Source organism: Mucilaginibacter rubeus, assembly GCF_003286415.2.
Classification (GTDB): Bacteria; Bacteroidota; Bacteroidia; order Sphingobacteriales; family Sphingobacteriaceae; genus Mucilaginibacter; species Mucilaginibacter rubeus_A.
In genome coordinates this window covers 6,292,193-6,309,851 of record NZ_CP043450.1, presented here as the reverse complement: position 1 = coordinate 6,309,851, position 17,659 = coordinate 6,292,193, and the positions used below count along the sequence as shown (strand labels likewise).

At 43.0% G+C, this 17,659-nt stretch carries 14 protein-coding genes; 5 read left to right on the top strand and 9 right to left on the bottom strand.

Features of this window, described 5'->3' with window-relative positions; all coding sequences use genetic code 11:
- Nucleotides 1-81: 81 nt before the first annotated feature.
- From DEO27_RS25380 to DEO27_RS25360, 5 genes are all read right to left on the bottom strand, one after another.
- A complete protein-coding gene (locus tag DEO27_RS25380; protein WP_112568174.1) occupies nucleotides 82-975 on the bottom strand; it encodes a hypothetical protein in 894 nt (297 codons plus the stop codon).
- 65 nt (nucleotides 976-1,040) lie between these two features.
- Nucleotides 1,041-2,273: a family 16 glycosylhydrolase gene (locus DEO27_RS25375; RefSeq protein ID WP_223818051.1), complete on the bottom strand. Its 1,233-nt coding sequence runs from the start codon at nucleotides 2,271-2,273 to the stop codon at nucleotides 1,041-1,043.
- A gap of 42 nt (nucleotides 2,274-2,315) precedes the next feature.
- Nucleotides 2,316-4,199, bottom strand: a complete 1,884-nt coding sequence (locus DEO27_RS25370) for a glycoside hydrolase family 30 beta sandwich domain-containing protein (protein WP_112568176.1) — start codon at nucleotides 4,197-4,199, stop codon at nucleotides 2,316-2,318.
- A 745-nt stretch (nucleotides 4,200-4,944) separates the two neighbouring features.
- Nucleotides 4,945-6,855: a 7TM diverse intracellular signaling domain-containing protein gene (locus DEO27_RS25365; protein WP_112568178.1), complete on the bottom strand. Its 1,911-nt coding sequence runs from the start codon at nucleotides 6,853-6,855 to the stop codon at nucleotides 4,945-4,947.
- 190 nt (nucleotides 6,856-7,045) lie between these two features.
- Nucleotides 7,046-8,530, bottom strand: coding sequence for a glycoside hydrolase family 30 protein (locus tag DEO27_RS25360; RefSeq protein ID WP_112568180.1), 1,485 nt, complete (start codon nucleotides 8,528-8,530; stop codon nucleotides 7,046-7,048).
- 104 nt (nucleotides 8,531-8,634) lie between these two features.
- On the opposite strand from DEO27_RS25360, the gene modA reads away from it, so the two are divergent.
- The 3 genes from modA to DEO27_RS25345 are packed head-to-tail and all read left to right on the top strand — an operon-like array spanning nucleotide 8,635 to nucleotide 10,841.
- The gene (gene modA / locus DEO27_RS25355) at nucleotides 8,635-9,531 is read left to right on the top strand and encodes a molybdate ABC transporter substrate-binding protein (RefSeq protein WP_223818050.1); all 897 of its coding nucleotides are present in this window, start codon (nucleotides 8,635-8,637) and stop codon (nucleotides 9,529-9,531) included.
- A 15-nt stretch (nucleotides 9,532-9,546) separates the two neighbouring features.
- Nucleotides 9,547-10,218, top strand: a complete 672-nt coding sequence (gene modB, locus DEO27_RS25350; RefSeq protein ID WP_112568182.1) for a molybdate ABC transporter permease subunit — start codon at nucleotides 9,547-9,549, stop codon at nucleotides 10,216-10,218.
- Nucleotides 10,215-10,841: a sulfate/molybdate ABC transporter ATP-binding protein gene (locus DEO27_RS25345; RefSeq protein ID WP_112568184.1), complete on the top strand. Its 627-nt coding sequence runs from the start codon at nucleotides 10,215-10,217 to the stop codon at nucleotides 10,839-10,841. The genes modB and DEO27_RS25345 overlap by 4 nt, the downstream gene beginning before the upstream one ends.
- Before the next feature lie 253 nt (nucleotides 10,842-11,094).
- Here the strand turns inward: DEO27_RS25345 and DEO27_RS25340 are convergent, their stop codons facing one another.
- The 3 genes from DEO27_RS25340 to DEO27_RS25330 all read right to left on the bottom strand — a co-directional run bounded on the left by DEO27_RS25340 (nucleotide 11,095) and on the right by DEO27_RS25330 (nucleotide 13,246).
- Nucleotides 11,095-11,727 (bottom strand): hypothetical protein, encoded by a 633-nt coding sequence (locus DEO27_RS25340; RefSeq protein ID WP_112568186.1) that lies wholly within the window; start codon nucleotides 11,725-11,727, stop codon nucleotides 11,095-11,097.
- Nucleotides 11,728-11,847: 120 nt separating this feature from the next.
- Complete coding sequence (locus tag DEO27_RS25335; protein WP_112568188.1) at nucleotides 11,848-12,126, bottom strand: NifU family protein; 279 nt, start codon at nucleotides 12,124-12,126, stop codon at nucleotides 11,848-11,850.
- A gap of 31 nt (nucleotides 12,127-12,157) precedes the next feature.
- The gene (locus DEO27_RS25330; RefSeq protein ID WP_112568190.1) at nucleotides 12,158-13,246 is read right to left on the bottom strand and encodes an Mrp/NBP35 family ATP-binding protein; all 1,089 of its coding nucleotides are present in this window, start codon (nucleotides 13,244-13,246) and stop codon (nucleotides 12,158-12,160) included.
- Between the two features lie 115 nt (nucleotides 13,247-13,361).
- On the opposite strand from DEO27_RS25330, the gene DEO27_RS25325 reads away from it, so the two are divergent.
- The gene (locus tag DEO27_RS25325) at nucleotides 13,362-15,617 is read left to right on the top strand and encodes a transglycosylase domain-containing protein (protein WP_112568192.1); all 2,256 of its coding nucleotides are present in this window, start codon (nucleotides 13,362-13,364) and stop codon (nucleotides 15,615-15,617) included.
- 242 nt (nucleotides 15,618-15,859) lie between these two features.
- Nucleotides 15,860-16,489, top strand: a complete 630-nt coding sequence (locus DEO27_RS25320) for an NAD(P)H-dependent oxidoreductase (RefSeq protein WP_112568194.1) — start codon at nucleotides 15,860-15,862, stop codon at nucleotides 16,487-16,489.
- A gap of 123 nt (nucleotides 16,490-16,612) precedes the next feature.
- On the opposite strand, the gene DEO27_RS25315 is transcribed toward DEO27_RS25320, so the two are convergent.
- The gene (locus DEO27_RS25315; protein WP_112568196.1) at nucleotides 16,613-17,623 is read right to left on the bottom strand and encodes a LacI family DNA-binding transcriptional regulator; all 1,011 of its coding nucleotides are present in this window, start codon (nucleotides 17,621-17,623) and stop codon (nucleotides 16,613-16,615) included.
- Nucleotides 17,624-17,659: the final 36 nt, after the last annotated feature.

Below are 17,659 nucleotides of genomic sequence, written 5' to 3'. Positions count from 1 at the left end.
CTGTAGAAAGGCCAGAGGCCTTGGGATAGTTACCACTCGGCAGGAGCCGAGCGGTGGCGAAACTGAAGTCGAAGAAGAATACTACAGTGAAACTATCACCCCTCCAAACACCTTGAACCCGTTCCTGAATGCGCCATTCATCTGGGTTTTATCAACCTCACCGCTGCTGAGATAAAGTTCGTCAGTACCGTTACCGGTTTGCCAGTGCAGGTACCCGCCGCCGGCTTGTATAGCTATAAGTTTGCTGATGGAGTAGGCCAATGTGCCATTCATATTTAAGCCATAGCCGTTGGCATGGTGGTGGTAACTAACCGGATGCTGAAAAGTTGTGATCAGGTTCCAGTTACCCAGGGCATTATAACTTACCTGGTTATAGGTGATATCACTATTGAATCTTAATTTTTCGATCAGTTTAAATGAAGCGATGGCCTTAATAAATGCACCTTTCCATTTTGTTTGGTAGCTACTATTTAAACCCGGAAAGCGGTTAGCATCATCATATAAATATAACGATTGCCTGTTATCACTGTAACCGGCATAAGGAGTAAGCTTAAGCCAATTGTTATTAATTAATTGATATCCAATGCCTAACGACCAGCCTTGTGTATGACCTTTGCCGGCATTAAAAGTTTCGTTATAAGTATTGCCGGTGCGGTTATCACCACTGTAATCCGAATCCTTTACTGAGCCTGATGTGATAAATTGGCGGGTATAATCAGCATAAACACTAAACTTTTGATATACATTCCATTGCAGGGATGCTCCAATACTTTGTCCGCTGAGTTTTGTCCATTTCAGTTCTGAAAAAACATTAGGGTTTTGCCCATTGCTGTTACCGGCTATCGACCAGTGAAAGCTTTCACATTGGTAGCCATCGGTAATATTAAACAGCAATTTGTTATTATCAGATTGGGCATATAACACAGGAGTGCTTATCATCAGCCAAAAAAAACAAAAGCCGGTAAGTTTTTTCATGGATAGGTTTATAAAACAGAAGCCTGCTCTTAATTACAAGAGCAGGCTAAATATATCATTTTAAATTATTGATTTACACCAAAAGCTTCCCAGCCCGATGCTGTTGCACGGGTACAGGTCATCGGTTGTGTGCCGTTTTCGCTTGATATAAACTTGCCATTATTACCCCTGAAGGTAACTTTACCATCGGCAGTTGGCACCCAGTCAAATTTTTCCCAGTCGCCTACGGTAGTGCGGTTACAGGTGATGGCTTGTGTTCCATTTTCACTTGATACATATTTACCCATAGCCTGTAGCGCTACTTTGCCTCCGCCGGCATCAACTACAGTAAATTGTTCCCAGGCCGACGCAGTAGGGCGGTTACAATTCATGGCTTGTGTGCCGTTTTCGCTGCTAACGTATTGGTTGTTAAATCCTTTTAAGGTAATGGTTTGACCAATAGGAGGGTTAGTACTGGTACCTGAAAGGTCATAAACCCGTACGTAGTCAACCACCATATTACAAGGTAACGCGCCATCGTTAATGGTATTACCAGGCAAATCGCCACCAATAGCCAGGTTAAGGATGATAAAGAATGGATTATGGAACGCACCGGTATTGTTAATGTTATTGGCAATGTTACCGGTTACATACAAGGTATTATCCACATACCAGCGGATAGAATTAGCATCCCATTCAACCGCGTAGGTATGGAAGCCGGTTGGCGTTGTGGTAGTGCTGCCTCCATATTGTACGTGCCCCCCGTTATTATACCAGTGCATGGTACCTAAAATAGTATTGGAGGTGTTTACCTGCTCCATAATATCTATTTCGCCGCATTGTGGCCAGCCTACGGTGCCGATATTTGCACCCAGCATCCAAAATGCGGGCCAGGTGCCCTGTACGCCCGGAAGTTTGATGCTTGCCTCAATACGGCCTGATGTTGGTTGGTATTTACCGGCAGTAGTCAGTTTGGCCGATGTATACGGTTGACCACCAACTGTTTGCTTACGTGCTGTAATGGTGAGGAACCCTCCTGATACAGTAGCATTTGCTGATTGATAATATTCTTTTTCATTGTTAACCCCGGGGTTGCCGTTATCAATGTTCCAGTTAGCTGTGTTAACACTGGTTCCGTTAAATTCATCGCTCCAGAGCAGCGTACCGGCCCTTGGTGTGGTGCTTGAGCCGCTTGTTGTTTCATCGGCTGTTTTAATGGCAGGTGCCGGCCTGTTCAAATCCTTGCTGCAGGATGAAATTAAGAGCATGAACGCCGATGCGGTAACGGCACTCTTCGCAAAGTTTAAAAGTTGTTTCATAATGATGGTATTGGTGAATAATTAATTGGTTTCGTTAAGTAATTATTGGTTTACACCAAATGCTTCCCAGCCCGATGCCGTAGCACGGGTACATGTCATGGCCTGCGTGCCATTCTCGCTGGAGATGAATTTGCCGTTATTGCCCCTTAAGGTAACCTTGCCGTCTGTTGTAGGTACCCAGTCAAATTTTTCCCAATCGCCATAGGTTGTGCGGTTACAGGTAATAGCTTGGGTGCCGTTTTCGGAGGATACATATTTACCCATCGACTGCAACGCTATTTTGCCGGCTCCTGCATCAACAACAAGAAATTGCTCCCATGCAGATGCTGTAGGGCGGTTGCAATTCATGGCCTGAGTGCCATTTTCACTGCTTACATATTGATTATTAAAGCCTTTTAGGGTGATGGTTGAGCCAATAGGCGCGCCAGAGCTTGAACCACTTGATTGTGTGCCTGTCCATTTAAAGGTTACTACGGCACCCGCGGCTAAAGTGTAAGTGAAAGATTCGGCACCCCATTTTACTTTAAAGCTGGTGCTTGACGAGCCATTGTTAAGGGCAATAAGCACTTTGCTACCATCCGAATTTTTGAAAGCCACGTTTTGGATACTACCCGATAGGTTTGAGGCAATACGCACAGCTCCCGGACGTACAAATTTTGAGGCATGGCCGATAATGTAATAACCAACGTTGCGGGTAATAGATGTACCGCTAACGGTGATGCCGCCTAAACAGGTGCTGCAGCCTCCCGCTGTATGCGGGTTATTGTTGGGATCGGCAGCCAGGTTCCATTCAAGCACATTACGGCTCCAGTTGCGGGTAGCGCCGATGATCAGCGTGTTAACGTGCCATGACAGATCGCCGCCAAAATTGCTTGGCGCACCAACCCATTGCTCGGTGAAGTAAACGTTTTTGTTAGGATAGGCATTATGCACATCGGTTAACGAGCTGATATTGCCTGCGTACAGGTGAAATGCCGAGCCGTCAACGTAAGGATTAGCACCACCATCGGCCAGTACAGTTTCGGGATAATCTATCCTGTCGGTATTATGGTCATAGGCAATGATCTTAGTCTGGAAACCGGCTGCCCTGATTTGCGGACCGAGGTTGTTTTTGATAAAATTAGCCTGCTCATTGGGCTGCATCACCATACTGGGGTTATTGTAAGGGTTAAGCGGCTCATTCTGGGGTGTTATAGCATCTATAGTAATGCCCTGTGCCTGCATAGCCTGCAGGTATTTTACAAAGTAGCGGGCGTATGCATCATAATAACCGGCTGCTGTGTTCAAGCTACCGCCGGTGTATCCGTTATTGCCGGTAGTATTCACTTTCATCCAGGTAGGGGCTGTCCATGGGGTAGCTATGATTTTGATAGATGGATTTATGGCGATGATCTTTTTCAGGATGGGCAGCAGGTCCTGGTTTTCGGCACTGATGCTGAAATTGTTCATGTTAAAGTCGCCGGCGGTTTGGTTGTAGGTAAAATCGTTGGCGCTGAGGTCGGAAGCACCAATACTGATACGGATATAGCTGATACCAATTTGTCCGTTGGCTGTACCAAAAAGTTCATTAAGTACATTGGTTTGGTTGGCTCCGAGGCCGTTAAGCAGTCCGGCGCTGCCGCCGGTTAAGGTGAAACCAAAGCCATCAATACCCTGGTAGGTTTGGGTTTCGTCTACCGTAATGGTTGTTGCGTTGGTACCGGCATCGGCGGCAAAGTTAAAGCTGGTTTGAGCCTGTAGAAGCTTAGACTGATCGGCAGTAGTAAGCCAGGCGTTTACTACTTCGTTGGCTGCGCGGGCCACGGTACCGCTTTGCTTTTGATCAGGTGCTTCAGGGGCGTTAACATTCTTTTTACAGGAGTAAAAAGTAGCGGCAGAGAGCAGGGTGAGGACTGCAATCCGCATTAATTTGTAATTGATTTTCATTTAGTTATTATTTAGTTGATTGATTTGATATTCAAAAAATAACACATAAGCTGCTATACCACAGCTAAATACATATAATGATATTTAACTGTCGCTTAAGAATATCAAAGCATTGTTTTGGGACTAATGCACCCATACAACACTGTTTTCCATAAAGCAGAGCTATGTATAGCTTAAAATTGGTTGTAGCAAATCTACAGGAATTTAAACGGATCAATCAAGTAAAATGTTCATAAATAATTGATTTATAGTGTATTATATAAATTTTAATACGCTTGCATCACATGATTTGAAACAGTAAAAATTACTTTAAATGGCCTGCGCAACGTTTTTGTTGCAATAAATTTTTTTTTGTGATACGCTTATTTCGCAATTGCTTTTAAAGAAAAAAGGAGTAAGTATAGCTTTGAGCTATAAATAAATAGGAGGAGAGGGGGTGGGAGTAAAAAATAGATGCTATCGAAGAAACTTAAAAAAGGCTTTTTTTTACTGGCGCAAGTATGAAGGGTCGGCAATATGGGCAAAGGCTACTTGGGCCTTTTTTTAGCAAGGCAAAGGCACAAGTAGCCTTCGCGCACCCGCTCGCTACATACTTGCGCCAGTCAAGAGCAAGTATGAAGGGCCGGCAATATGGGTAAATGCTACTTGGGCCTTTGTCGAGGCACAAGTAGCCTATGCGCAACCCTCGCCACATACTTGCGCCAGTCAAAACTTAAAAAAGACTTCATTGCGAGTGGAGTGGAAGTTAAGGATTCGTGCTGTTATCAATCACCAATTTGCTCCATCCTTTATCACCGGCATTTTTGATCTCTTTTTTGCGTTGCTCCATTACTTTTTTAATGCGCGAGCTATATGCCCAGCAGGTGCTTTGGCGAATAGAGAGGATTTCGGAAAGTTTATGTGATGAGATCTTGCCCTTGGTTGAGTACATCAGGAAGATCATATAAAAAGCTTTATTGATAGGGATGCGGGTATTTTGCAGAATGGTGTAGGCTATCACCGATTCTTCATAACCACATTTTGAACATCTGCGACTATAGGGGAGATGCCCGCTGCCATAGTGGGTATTGCTGCATTTACGGCAGGCATAACCATGTTCCCATTTCAGGTCGGAAAGGAATTTGAAACAGGTTTCCCTGTCCGGATAGATACGGCTGAACTCTTCAAAATCAACTTCGGTAAGCATCACCCTGTCGTGGGTTACTTTTTCAATATCGTTGTGCAGTATAATATTGTCTTTCTCCAGCAGCACATTCATGCGCGAGATCTCTTCGGCTTGCTGCTGCAGCAATTCGTTAACTGATTTTAGTTCTTCATTTTGCTCGGCAATCATCGATGATTTTTCGACCAGCTCGCGGGTACGTTCCTGCACCTGGGCTTCAAGGCTTCGGTTAAGCGTATCTTTCAACTCCTCATTTTGCTTCATCTGCGCTATGATATTTTGCTGGGCAACGTCTTTTTCCTTTTTCAGAATTCGAACCTTATCGCCAATAGCAAAAGAGATGAACAGCATCTCCATAATAAAACAAACACTCAGACTATAATAATCAAACTCGGTAACAGGTAACCACCAGATATTTAGTGCTATGCAGGTTTTAATGATAAAGCCCGTAAGCAGGAATGTATAACCGATAACAAAGAAGCGTGCCGGTTTATAGCCTTTGATCAATACATAACAACCGGCATAAAAGGAGATGCATAGCGGTAAAAATTCAATGATCTTGTAATTGAACCAGGCCATATTAATGGTTATACAGGCCAGGAAATAAAGACATCTGAAAACGATAACCCCTTTTATCACTTTGTTTAAACGAGGGGCGTTCACTTTTAAATTAAGCAATTTTTGCGCGAAAAGAATGGCGAAAATACTGGCCGAAAACAAGGCTATACCGTAAGCATAATTGTTCCAGGCAGGGTAATCCGGCCAGATGTATTGGTAGGCTATCCCATCGGCGCACATTTCATAAAGGCCGATGCTGAGGTTATAGATAATGTAGTACAGGTATTGTACCTGGCGCATGGCTATGAACATCATGAAATTATACAGGCCAAAAACCAGGATCATCCCGTAAAAAACACCGAAAAAGAAATATTCGTCAAGCGCATAGCCGATAAACCGGCTTACCGTGCGTAAAACCATGATCACATTAACCGAGTGCCCCGAACGGATGCGGATGTAATAAACATCATCGGGCCCATGGTTGCTGTTTATGTTTACACTAAAGTTTTTGTGTTTGTAGAAACGGGCGGAAAAAGGATGACTACTGCCTAATGAAGTTGCCCGGTAAGTATCGTTAACCGGCGAGTAAACGGTAATGCTATCAATGGTTTGATCAAAAAACTCCAGGATCCAATTGTTATTGGTGGCATTGGCCTTCCCAATTTTTATGCGGTACCAATAGGCCGAGTTATTATGCTGGGTAACGGGGGTGGGTTGCGGATTTGTCTGAAATTTACCCGCGAGATAAGCGGCGTGGATGCCATCCAGACCAAGCTTTCCGGTTGTATCCTCAAAATAAATGATCTGCTTATATTCAAAAATGTGCTGGTTTACATTATCATTTATTTGAACGGTAGTTTGAGCCTTGATGCCTGTTGAAAAGCATAAGCAAAACACAACAATACCGATAAATGATCTCAGTAGCAGTTTAAACATAGGCTCAGCAAAAAGGATGTTTTTCGCACCTGTAATGTTGGATTCATTACAGGCGCGAATGAAATGGTTGTTTGGTTAGCGTCAGGCCGGATACAATTATAATATTTTTATTTTTCTATTCCTATTAAAAGTACGATATACAGTTATTTAAATTGTTAATTTTTAGCTATTTGTTGTTAATATACGGTTTTTACCACACATAAGTGGCTACCGAACCGTTGGCTAAAGTGCTTGAGGCTGTTTTTCCATCTATCTTAAAATTAAAGGTTTGCTGACTTCCGCTTGAATTTAGCACTATTAAAACTGTGCTGCCATCGGTATTTTTGAAGGCCACGTTTGGTAAGCCCGCTACGTTATCAGAAGAGATCCGGACAGCGCCTGGTCTGACAAATTTTGAGGCATGTGCAATGATATAATACGACACATTTTTTGTTACTGCCGATGAAGAAGTAACGGTTAAAGCTCCGCGGCAGGTTGTACAGCCTCCATCCGTGTGTGGACCGTATTCTGGATCGGTAGCAAGGTTCCACTCCAGTACATTGCGGCACCAGTTACGTGTTGCGCCAATAATGAGGTTGCTTACATGCCATGACAAATCGCCGCCGAAGCCGCCGTTCGATGGAGTATATTGTTCGGTAAAATAAAGGTTTTTGTTAGGGAAGGCATCATGCAGCGGCCCAAGCGCGTTAATATCGCCATTATATAAGTGGAAGGCCGATCCATCAACAAAAGGGTTAGCTGCGGCATCGCTGAAAATATCTACGGGATAACGGGTATTATCGGCATTGTGATCATAAATAATGATCTTGGTGGTAATACCAGCCGTTTTAAATTGAGGGCCAAGGTTGTTTTTGATAAAGTTAGCCTGCTCGTTTGATGGCATATACATAGCCGGGTTGTTATTTGCGTTCAGCGGCTCGTTTTGCGGTGTTATGGCATCAATTGTAATGCCCTCAGCTTTCATGGCCTGGATGTATTTTACAAAGTAGCGGGCGTATGCATCGTAATATGCTGTATTCAGACTGCCACCTTTAAAGCCATTATTGCCAAGGGGGTTAACTTTCATCCAGGTAGGGGCCGTCCAGGGGCTGCCTAATATTTTAATGTTCGGGTTGATAGCAAGGATCTTTTTCAAGACGGGAATGAGATCGGCTTTTTCGGCATCAATAGAAAAGCTTTTCAGGTCGACATCCGTTTGACCGGGCGTTACTTCATCATAAGTATAATCGGTAGCACTCATATCAGATGCGCCTATGCTAATGCGGAGATAACTTACGCCAATGTGGGTATCATCAGTCTGGAAAAGATCTTTTAGCACCTCATCCTGTTTTTGGGCGGTAAGTTTATTAAGTACCATAGCGCTGCCGCCGGTAAGGCAATAACCAAAACCATCAATAGTTTGGTAAGTAGTGGCTGCATTGATATTAATAGTTGAGCCACTGGCCGCTGTTGTGCTAAAATTAATAGCTGCATTTTGTTTAGCGAAAGCAATGGTCTGATCGGCAGTAGTGAGCCACATAGCAACATCGCTTTTTACAGGTGTTACTACCGGTGGCGTAACGGGCGGAACAGTGGGCGCTGGCGTAACGGTTGATTTTTTGCCGCAGGCCTCGCCACTAAAAACACCAACAGTAATAAATGAGGCTAACAGAACTCTTGTAAAATTATTTTTCATTCAGGGGATACGTTTAAAGCCGGGTTGACTGAAGTTTAGCGGCTTTATTTTTGTTAAAAATTGGTTTATTTGATAGCTTAACATTACTAATATATGAACCGCTTATGGCTATAACAAGCGTATATTTGTGGTGCTATGGTATCAAAGAGCCGTTTTTAAGAAATTATGATACGCTTCAATACCAAACGAAACTATTGCCTGCAAGGCAAAAAACTATAAAAGCTATGCAAAGCGAACAATACAATACCAATTCAAAAAAAGTAATATTTTTTTTATTTGCCCTGCTGTTTACGGCAGGTTTAAGTGTAAACGCGCAGAATATCCGGGTTGCGGCAGCAGCCAACCTGCAGCCGGTAATGGAGGTTTTGCAAAAAAACTTTAAGCAAAAAACGGGAATTAGTATTGACGCCGTAATAGGCTCGTCGGGTAAGTTGGTAGCACAGATTAGTAACGGAGCGCCGTTTGATGTGTTTTTATCTGCCGATATGAGCTTTCCGGAGACATTATTTAAAAACGGTTTCGCTAAAGAGAAGCCGGTAGTGTACGTCTCCGGTAGCCTGATTATTTGCAGCACACAAAATATCGGGTTTGAAAACTGGGAGCGGTTGCTGCTTTCGGCTCGGGTAAAAAAGATCGCGGTAGCTAATCCTGCTATTGCTCCTTATGGTAAAGCCGCCGAGCAGTCCCTTCAGGATAAAGGCATTTTAGATGATGCCAAACCTAAAATAGTTTATGGCGAAAGCATCTCGCAGGTAAATACTTATATCACCACGGGAGTGGCCGATGTTGGTTTCACCACACAATCGCTGGTGAAGGAACTCGGAAATAAAACGACATTATATTATAAGGTTATCGATCCCAAAACCTATGAGCCGATACAACAAGGTATCGTGATCCTGAAACATGGGGCAGATAACCCATCGGCAGATAAATTTTATCGCTACATTTTAAGCCCGGCCGCGAAAAGTATTTTCAAAGCGTATGGTTACCGGGTACAATAATTTGTATTTTTATTGATGGACCTATCGCCCATATGGCTTACTTTAAAATTAGCAGGCATTACCACGCTGCTGCTGTTGCTTATCGGTTTGCCGTTTGCCTGGTGGCTTTCGCGGGGCAGATCATTTATTAAGCTCATCATCGAAGCAATTATTACCATGCCTTTGGTGCTGCCGCCATCGGTACTGGGCTTTTATTTGCTGCTGGCTTTTAGTCCGCAGCATGGTTTGGGGAAATGGCTTCATGATACTTTTGATGTACAGCTTGTTTTTTCTTTTCCTGGGCTAATTCTTGCCTCAGTGATTTACAGCATGCCTTTTATGGTGGGCCCGGTAAAATCAGCTTTGCAGCAAATACCGGCGTCATTTGCAGAAGCTTCATACACATTGGGAAAAACCGAATGGCAAACTTTCCGGTATGTGTTGTTACCCAATATCAAACCATCATTATTAACCGCGACAGTATTAACTTTTGCTCATACTTTGGGCGAGTTTGGTGTGGTGCTGATGATAGGAGGGAACATTCCCGGTGTTACAAGGGTGGCATCTATTGCTGTGTATGACTTGGTAGAAAAGATGGATTATGCCTCGGCAAATAATTACTCGCTCATTTTATTTTCCATTACGTTTATCTTAGTGATGACTGTTTTTATATTCAATAAATACCAAGCGAAGGGTCCTTTAGCATGATCAGCGTAGATATCGAAATAAAACTAAAGACCTATCACGACAGGCAGTTGCTAAAAATTAAAAGGCAGTTTGCCACGGGCAGTATCACTAAAATTTTAGGGCCATCCGGTTCGGGAAAAACTACTTTGCTGAAAATGATAGCCGGTTTGGCATCGCCCGAAAACGGGACAATTGTAGTTGATGGCATTACATGGTTTGATGCTGTACGGAAAATTAGCCTGTCGCCTCAAAAAAGGCATACCGGGTTTGTATTTCAAAACTATGCCCTGTTCCCAAACATGACTGTACAACAGCACCTGGAATATGCCACAACTGATGCGGGCTGGATAAATCAATTAGTAAAACTTGGGCAACTGGATAAATTTGTTGATCATAAACCCGACCATCTGTCCGGAGGACAACAACAGCGGTTGGCCATTTTGAGGGCCTTAGCTATCAAGCCCAAGCTACTTTTAATGGATGAACCATTTTCGGCACTGGATAGCAAAATGAAATCGTTGCTTATATCGGAGCTTAAATCTTTAATTAAGAAATTGGATATTACTACAATCATAGTAAGCCATAATTTGCAGGAGCTGGAATTGTTTGAAGGGGAGGTAATGGATTTTGAAGGGTTAGTTTGAGGGTGATTCAGCTATGTGGATGCTACCAACTACAAGAAATAAAAAACTATGTCATTGCGAGCGCAGCGTGGCAACCGCACGGAAGCATATCCATCTGTATAGCATGCGATTGCTTCGTCGTTCCTCCTCGCAATGACATAGATTTTTACACCAATATTTTCAATTGATCCGGAGCCGAGCGGTGGCGTTTTATTTTCAAATTCGTTATGCAGCTGTTATTGTCACCAATAATAACATAGAGGAAAATCCTTAATTATTTACTATTGCTCTTATCCCCGTCAGATATTGATTTGATGAGGCTGCCCCAAGCAAGCGGGTTTAGCAGCGGGTTAGGGGTAAGCGAGTGCGAGTTCAGGATAGTGGTGTGCATGCTTTGCGCATTGGCCGATTGTATTTCCTGGGCATCGCGGGGTAAAGTATTGTACAGTGCCGATAAAGTTGCTTTGCTGATGTTTTTGCGGGCTATTTCCAAATCGTCATCAGCAAGTTTTATAGCCAGGAAGTCTTTTTTAAACTCATCGGTAGTTGCCCACGGAAACACGTGGAACGTAGGCAGGTTAATGATCTGCGCCTTAAGGGATACCTGGGTGGTATAGCTTTCATTCGGCAGGTTTGACGGGATAACAACCGTAACCGGCGCATAGCCAACACAGGTAAAACGCAAGGTATCGCGTTCGTGTACCACAAACGAAAAGTATCCCTTGTAGTTGGATACGTTAATAATGTTATGTGCTGTAGTATTGGTTATGGTTACGTAAGGGATAGTGATCTTGACACTATCGGCATTATGTGTGATGCCTGTAAACTGCACAACAGGGCGGTCTTTGCTTTGTGCAAAAGCTCCCATTGATACAAACAGAAATAACAGGCCAACTAAATACTTCATAAAACCATTAACTACTTACCTCAACATATATTACGCTGACAGGGTTAAAATAGTTTTTAAACTTCATCAAAAGTAAGTCATATCCCCAAATTGAACCGGGGATTTAACATTACTTAACAATTACCTTAAATTTTCCGGAAGCACGGCATTAGGGTCGTCAATGTCCGTTAGGTTAATGGCCTCAATGGCGGTAACTTCAGGCACGGCTTTTTTAATGGCCTGCTCAATACCGGCCTTAAGGGTCATGATGCTCATTGGGCATGATCCGCATGAACCCAATAGTTTTAGTTTAACTACACCTTCAGGAGTTATCTCCTCAACAGAAACATTCCCCCCATCAGCCTCCAAATACGGACGGATAGTATCTAAAGCTGCTTCAACCTGATTTAATAAACTCATTTTTATTAATTTATAACGTTATGTAAAGTTATTAATTATTTACAATATTTTCTGCACTGAGTGCTTTGGCGTTTGATATGGCAACCTGCTGGGCAACGCGCTCTGCCATTTCAACAAAGGCGGCTGTCATTGGGCCATCCTCTTCAAGCACAGTAGGCTTGCCGGCATCGCCCGAATCACTGATCCCTTTAATTAATGGGATCTCACCAAGAAAAGGGACTTCCAATATCTCGGCCAGTTTGTGGCCACCGCCTTTTCCAAATATATAATATTTATTTTCCGGCAGTTCGGCAGGGGTAAAGTACGACATATTTTCAACCACACCTAATATAGGCACATTGATAGCCGGCATCATAAACATACCAATACCTTTTTTAGCATCGGCAAGCGCTACGTTTTGCGGCGTAGTAACAATTACGGCACCTGTTACCGGGAAACTTTGTGTTACTGTGATATGGATGTCGCCGGTACCCGGAGGCAGGTCGATCACTAAATAGTCAAGGTCGCCCCAGTCGGCATCATTAAACAACTGTTTTACCGCGGTTGATACCATCGGCCCACGCCATGGTACGGGTTGGTTAGGATCTGTAAAGAAACCTATCGACAGTAATTTGATGCCATATTTTTCAATAGGCTCAATGCGTGTTTTGCCATCAACCTGGCTGGCCATAGGGCGTGCGCCCTCTAAACCAAACATGATAGGTACCGATGGGCCATATATATCGGCATCAATCAAACCAACTTGTGCGCCCGATTTTGCCAGGCCTAAAGCCAGGTTTGCAGCTACCGTTGATTTACCAACGCCGCCTTTACCAGAGGCTACAGCAATTATATTTTTTACACCCGGAACGCCAGTGTTTTTTTGCGTTGTTACCTGCGAGGTCATGTTGATATTAATAACGGCCTCTTTGCTCACAAAATGGAGGATGGCATTGCGACATGCATTCTCGATCATGGCCTTTAACGGGCATGCCGGTGTGGTAAGCACAACCGAGAAGCTTACGTTGTTGCCATCGATACGGATGTCCTGGATCATGTTAAGGGTTACGAGGTCTTTTTTCAGATCCGGTTCCTCAACATTGCCCAGCGCCTGTAATACTTGTTCTTTAGTAATTGTCATAATATGAGGCAAATTTATGAAAACAGGTCGTTGATTAAGTTTATTGGGAAACAATTTGCATAAACAACCGTTTGCAGGGGATAAGATTTAGTTTAGTTTTGGATAAAATTAACAAATGAAGCGCCTTAATCCTAAATATATACGCATAGCCGCATACATTCTCGTTCCCTTAATTCTTATTCTGCTTATCGGCGGATATATTGCCTACTCAAAACGCGGAGCACTGCTCGAAAAAGCCATTGACAAAGCTAAATTAAAAGCCAAAAGAGATTATAATTTAGATGTAAAAATAGGATCGGCCCAATTTACCGGACTAAGTACCGTTTCATTTTCGGATATCAGCATTGTACCCGACGGCCGGGATAGTTTGTTGAACATCAAAAACTTTGTGGTGAGTGTAAGGATTATGCCGCTGGTGTTGGGTGAGGTAAAACTATCGGATGTGGTATTACAGGACGGCTTCATTCACCTTATCGATAAGAATGGGGTTAAAAACTTCGACTTCCTGTTTAAAAAGAAAAAGGATTCGACGGCTACTGATACCAAAGCTGATTTGAGCAATATAGCCCATAACCTGATTAACGAAGTACTTTATAAGATCCCGGATAACTTAGCCCTCAACAATTTCATGATCAGCTTTAAGAGCGACAGTGCGCAGCTTAAGCTTTTAGCACAAACAGCCCTGATCAAAGATGGACAGCTAAGCTCAACCATAAAAGTAAACGATGGGGAAGCTAACTGGCATTTTGCCGGTAAAATGCATCCATCGGATAAAGATATCGACGTAATGCTTTATGCCGATAATCGCCAAAAAGTGGAGCTGCCTTTCATCGAAAAGAAATTTAACCTGAAGCTTAACTTCGATACGCTGCAAACCAAACTAACCAAGGAGGATCACAGCAGCGGTGAAACATCTATTTCGGGCTCATGGTCGGTGAAAAACTTGCTGATCCATCATCCTGGCATTTCATCTACGGATATCGTATTCCCGGAGGCGGCTATTGACGCCGATGTTAAAGTAGGTACCAATTATGTATCTATCGATAGTACCTCCACCATCCATGTAAAAAAATTAACAGCCCATCCATTTATTAAATACACGCTTAACCCGGTAAAAATTTATGAACTGAAGCTGAACACCGGATGGCTTAACGCCGCCGATATGTTTGATTCGTTCCCTACCGGGATGTTTGACGCGCTTGATGGTATCCAGGTTGCCGGTAAGCTGAACTATCACATGAACTTTTTCATGGATACTTCAAAACCTGATGATCTGATATTTGATTCGGGGATGGATAAAGACAACTTCCGGATCCTGAAATTTGGTCGCACTGATTTAACCAAATTGAACAGCCCATTCATTTATACGCCATACGAAAAAGGCAAGCCAATGGCACCGCATTTGATTGGCCCGGAAAACCCTGAGTTTACCCCGCTGCAGCAGATTTCGCCTAATTTGAGAAACGCGGTGATGACAGCCGAGGATCCTTCATTTTACACCAACCATGGTTTTGTGATGGAGGCTATCCGTAAATCGATAGCTACCGACTTTAAAACAAAAAAATATAAACGCGGTGGTAGCGGTATATCACAGCAGCTGGTTAAAAACGCTTTCCTGAGCCGTGAAAAAACCATGGCCCGTAAAATAGAAGAGATCCTGATTGTTTGGCTTATTGAGAATAACCGCATCATGACCAAAGACAGGATGCTGGAGGTTTACTTTAACATTATTGAATGGGGAAAGAATATTTATGGTATTGCCGAAGCTTCACATTATTATTTCGGTAAGGCTCCGTCCGAACTTAGTTTGGGCGAAAGTATTTACCTGGCCAGCATTGTTCCTTACCCTAAAGGCGGATTATACGCGTTTCAGCCGGATGGCAGTTTACGACCGGGACTGCATGGCTATTTTAACCTGATAGGAAAGCTGATGGCGATAAAAGGTTATACCGCTCGCGATACCAATGCCTATGGTTTTTACGAAGTGCGCTTAAGAGAGAGCCTGCGTCGCCAGATTGCACCTGTTGATACTGCAACTGCCGATAGCCTCATGAAACAAGGCGGAGCAGACGATGACAGCATTTTACCTGTTGTTGAAGAGCCAGTAAAAAAACCGAACTTTTTCCAGCGCCTTTTTGGTAAAAAAGATACTACCGAACAAAAGGCTGAAGAAAAACAGAAACAAAAAGAACAGACCATAAAGGAGCAGATCAAAGCTCAGATAGAAGCCCTAAAAGCCGAATACAAGCTCAAGATTGACGCAGTGGATACCACCGGAGGCCGGACCCGAAAAGAAGTGCGGCAGGAAAAACGACGGTTAAGGAATGAAGAGGATGAAAAGGAGAAGGAACTGAAGGATAAAATGCCGTAATATCCCTATGTAATTGCGAACGAAGCGAGGCAATCGTACGGAAGCAAGGCCGCCCTGTATAGCATGCGAGATTGCTTCGTCGTACCTACTCAATGACATATGGTAATAAACAAAACGGGCATTCTGTAAATCAGAATGCCCGTTTTGTATTTAATAATACCCGAAGAAATTATCAATTTACAATTACATGGCTAAACTTATATGTTTAAACATATATATTTGTTTCAACAATTGAGATAATCATGTCATTAGTAGAAAAATTACAATGGAGATCGGCTGTTAAAAAATTCGATCCCAGCAAAAAAATAAGTGCAGAACAATTAGATGCTTTAAAAACAGCTATCCAGTTAGCACCATCATCATTAGGTTTGCAATCATATAAAGTGATTGTTGTACAGGATGCCGAAACCAAACAAAAACTACGTGCGGTTGGGTATGACCAGGCACAAATCACCGATTCATCGGCCCTGTTTGTATTTGCTTCATTAACAAATCTTGATGAAGATTTCGGCAAAAAATTCATCGACCTTGTTGCCTCAACCCGCAGCATAGCCCGCGAAAACCTTGCAGGTTACGAGCAAATGGTATTAGGAACTTTGGCCAGCCGTACAGATGCGCAAAAAGTTGAATGGTCGCACAAACAGGCTTATATCGCCTTGGGCGTTTTATTGGCCGAAGCTGCAGAGCTTGGTGTTGATGCCGCTCCGATGGAAGGTTTTGACGCTGCAAAATTTGACGAGATCCTTGGCCTTAAAGAAAAAGGGTTAACCACCACAGTAATTGCAGCGGTAGGTTTCCGTGCGGAAGATGACGCATACAGCAAAATGATAAAAGTACGCCGCCCACAAAGCGAGCTTTTTATTGAAGCGTAAGTTTTTAGTTCATAGATGATGGTTCATAGTTCATAGCCATCTTGTAAAACAGGCGATAGAATTATTTCTATCGCCTGTTTTTTTATGTATCCTACTTTCTTACTATGAACCATCAACCATGAACTATGAACCCGAAGATGACTTCCTGATAAACAGTTTCGACTTCAGCACATGCTCCTTTTTGGAAGCATTGCCGTTATTTTCGAGCACATCGAACAATAACGTTGCTGCTTTTACACCCATTTCGTAGGCTGGTTGCGTAATGGTTGAGAGGGGAGGGCACAATAGCGGGGCTACCCTCAAGCTCGAAAAGCTGATCACCTTCAGATCATTGGGTATCGAAATACCAAGGTCATTGCAAACATAATAGGTGGCGAAAGCCAAACGCTCTACCGAGCTGAAAATACCATCGGGCTTAATTTCCTGCAGGGACTTTTTAAGGATTTTATAATTCACCTTTTCGTCGTTACTGCAGTCGATAACGAGGTTATCATCAAACGCGATCTTGTGTTTAGCCAGGGCGTCCAAATACCCTTGCATCCTCACCTTACCAATAGAAATGCTTTTATTAACCACCAGGTAGGCTATTTTTTTGCAGCCGGTTTTAATCAGGTGTTCGGTAGCCGAAAAACTGCTGTCGTAGTCATTGGTGGTTACTTTTGCAGCCTCAATATCCTCATAAACACGGTCGAAGAAAACAACCGGAACGTGTTTTTTTTCCAGTTGACCTAAATAATTATGATCATTAGCCTCTCCGGATACAGACATGATAATACCATCGGCCTTGCCATTGTTAAGATAGTTTACAAACGAAACCTCTTTTTCAAAAACATCGTCGGTACGGTAAAGTAAAATATAAAAGCCTTTTTTACGGGCAACCTCTTCAATTCCGTTTATAGCCTGCGAAAAAAAATCATTTGCAATTTCAGGAACAATAACGGCCAGGGTTTTGGTCTTTTTATCTCGAAGGTTGCTGGCGTAGTGGTTAGGTAAATAATTATGCTGCTTGGCGTAGGCCAGGATGCGCTCTTTGGTATCTTTATTAATATCAGTATTTCCGTTAAAGGCCCTCGATACAGTTGATGTGGATATGTTGAGCTCCTTTGCCAGTTTCTTGATATTAATATTATCCATTTTTACCTGCTAAATCTATTTACTACATGCCAAATG

Bases quoted from the DNA above. Each gene is read 5' to 3' on its own strand.
- DEO27_RS25380 (WP_112568174.1), bottom strand. From the start codon at position 975: ATGAAAAAACTTACCGGCTTTTGTTTTTTTTGGCTGATGATAAGCACT.
- DEO27_RS25375 (WP_223818051.1), bottom strand. From the start codon at position 2,273: ATGAAACAACTTTTAAACTTTGCGAAGAGTGCCGTTACCGCATCGGCG.
- DEO27_RS25370 (WP_112568176.1), bottom strand. From the start codon at position 4,199: ATGAAAATCAATTACAAATTAATGCGGATTGCAGTCCTCACCCTGCTC.
- DEO27_RS25365 (WP_112568178.1), bottom strand. From the start codon at position 6,855: ATGTTTAAACTGCTACTGAGATCATTTATCGGTATTGTTGTGTTTTGC.
- DEO27_RS25360 (WP_112568180.1), bottom strand. From the start codon at position 8,530: ATGAAAAATAATTTTACAAGAGTTCTGTTAGCCTCATTTATTACTGTT.
- modA (WP_223818050.1), top strand. From the start codon at position 8,635: ATGGCTATAACAAGCGTATATTTGTGGTGCTATGGTATCAAAGAGCCG.
- modB (WP_112568182.1), top strand. From the start codon at position 9,547: ATGGACCTATCGCCCATATGGCTTACTTTAAAATTAGCAGGCATTACC.
- DEO27_RS25345 (WP_112568184.1), top strand. From the start codon at position 10,215: ATGATCAGCGTAGATATCGAAATAAAACTAAAGACCTATCACGACAGG.
- DEO27_RS25340 (WP_112568186.1), bottom strand. From the start codon at position 11,727: ATGAAGTATTTAGTTGGCCTGTTATTTCTGTTTGTATCAATGGGAGCT.
- DEO27_RS25335 (WP_112568188.1), bottom strand. From the start codon at position 12,126: ATGAGTTTATTAAATCAGGTTGAAGCAGCTTTAGATACTATCCGTCCG.
- DEO27_RS25330 (WP_112568190.1), bottom strand. From the start codon at position 13,246: ATGACAATTACTAAAGAACAAGTATTACAGGCGCTGGGCAATGTTGAG.
- DEO27_RS25325 (WP_112568192.1), top strand. From the start codon at position 13,362: ATGAAGCGCCTTAATCCTAAATATATACGCATAGCCGCATACATTCTC.
- DEO27_RS25320 (WP_112568194.1), top strand. From the start codon at position 15,860: ATGTCATTAGTAGAAAAATTACAATGGAGATCGGCTGTTAAAAAATTC.
- DEO27_RS25315 (WP_112568196.1), bottom strand. From the start codon at position 17,623: ATGGATAATATTAATATCAAGAAACTGGCAAAGGAGCTCAACATATCC.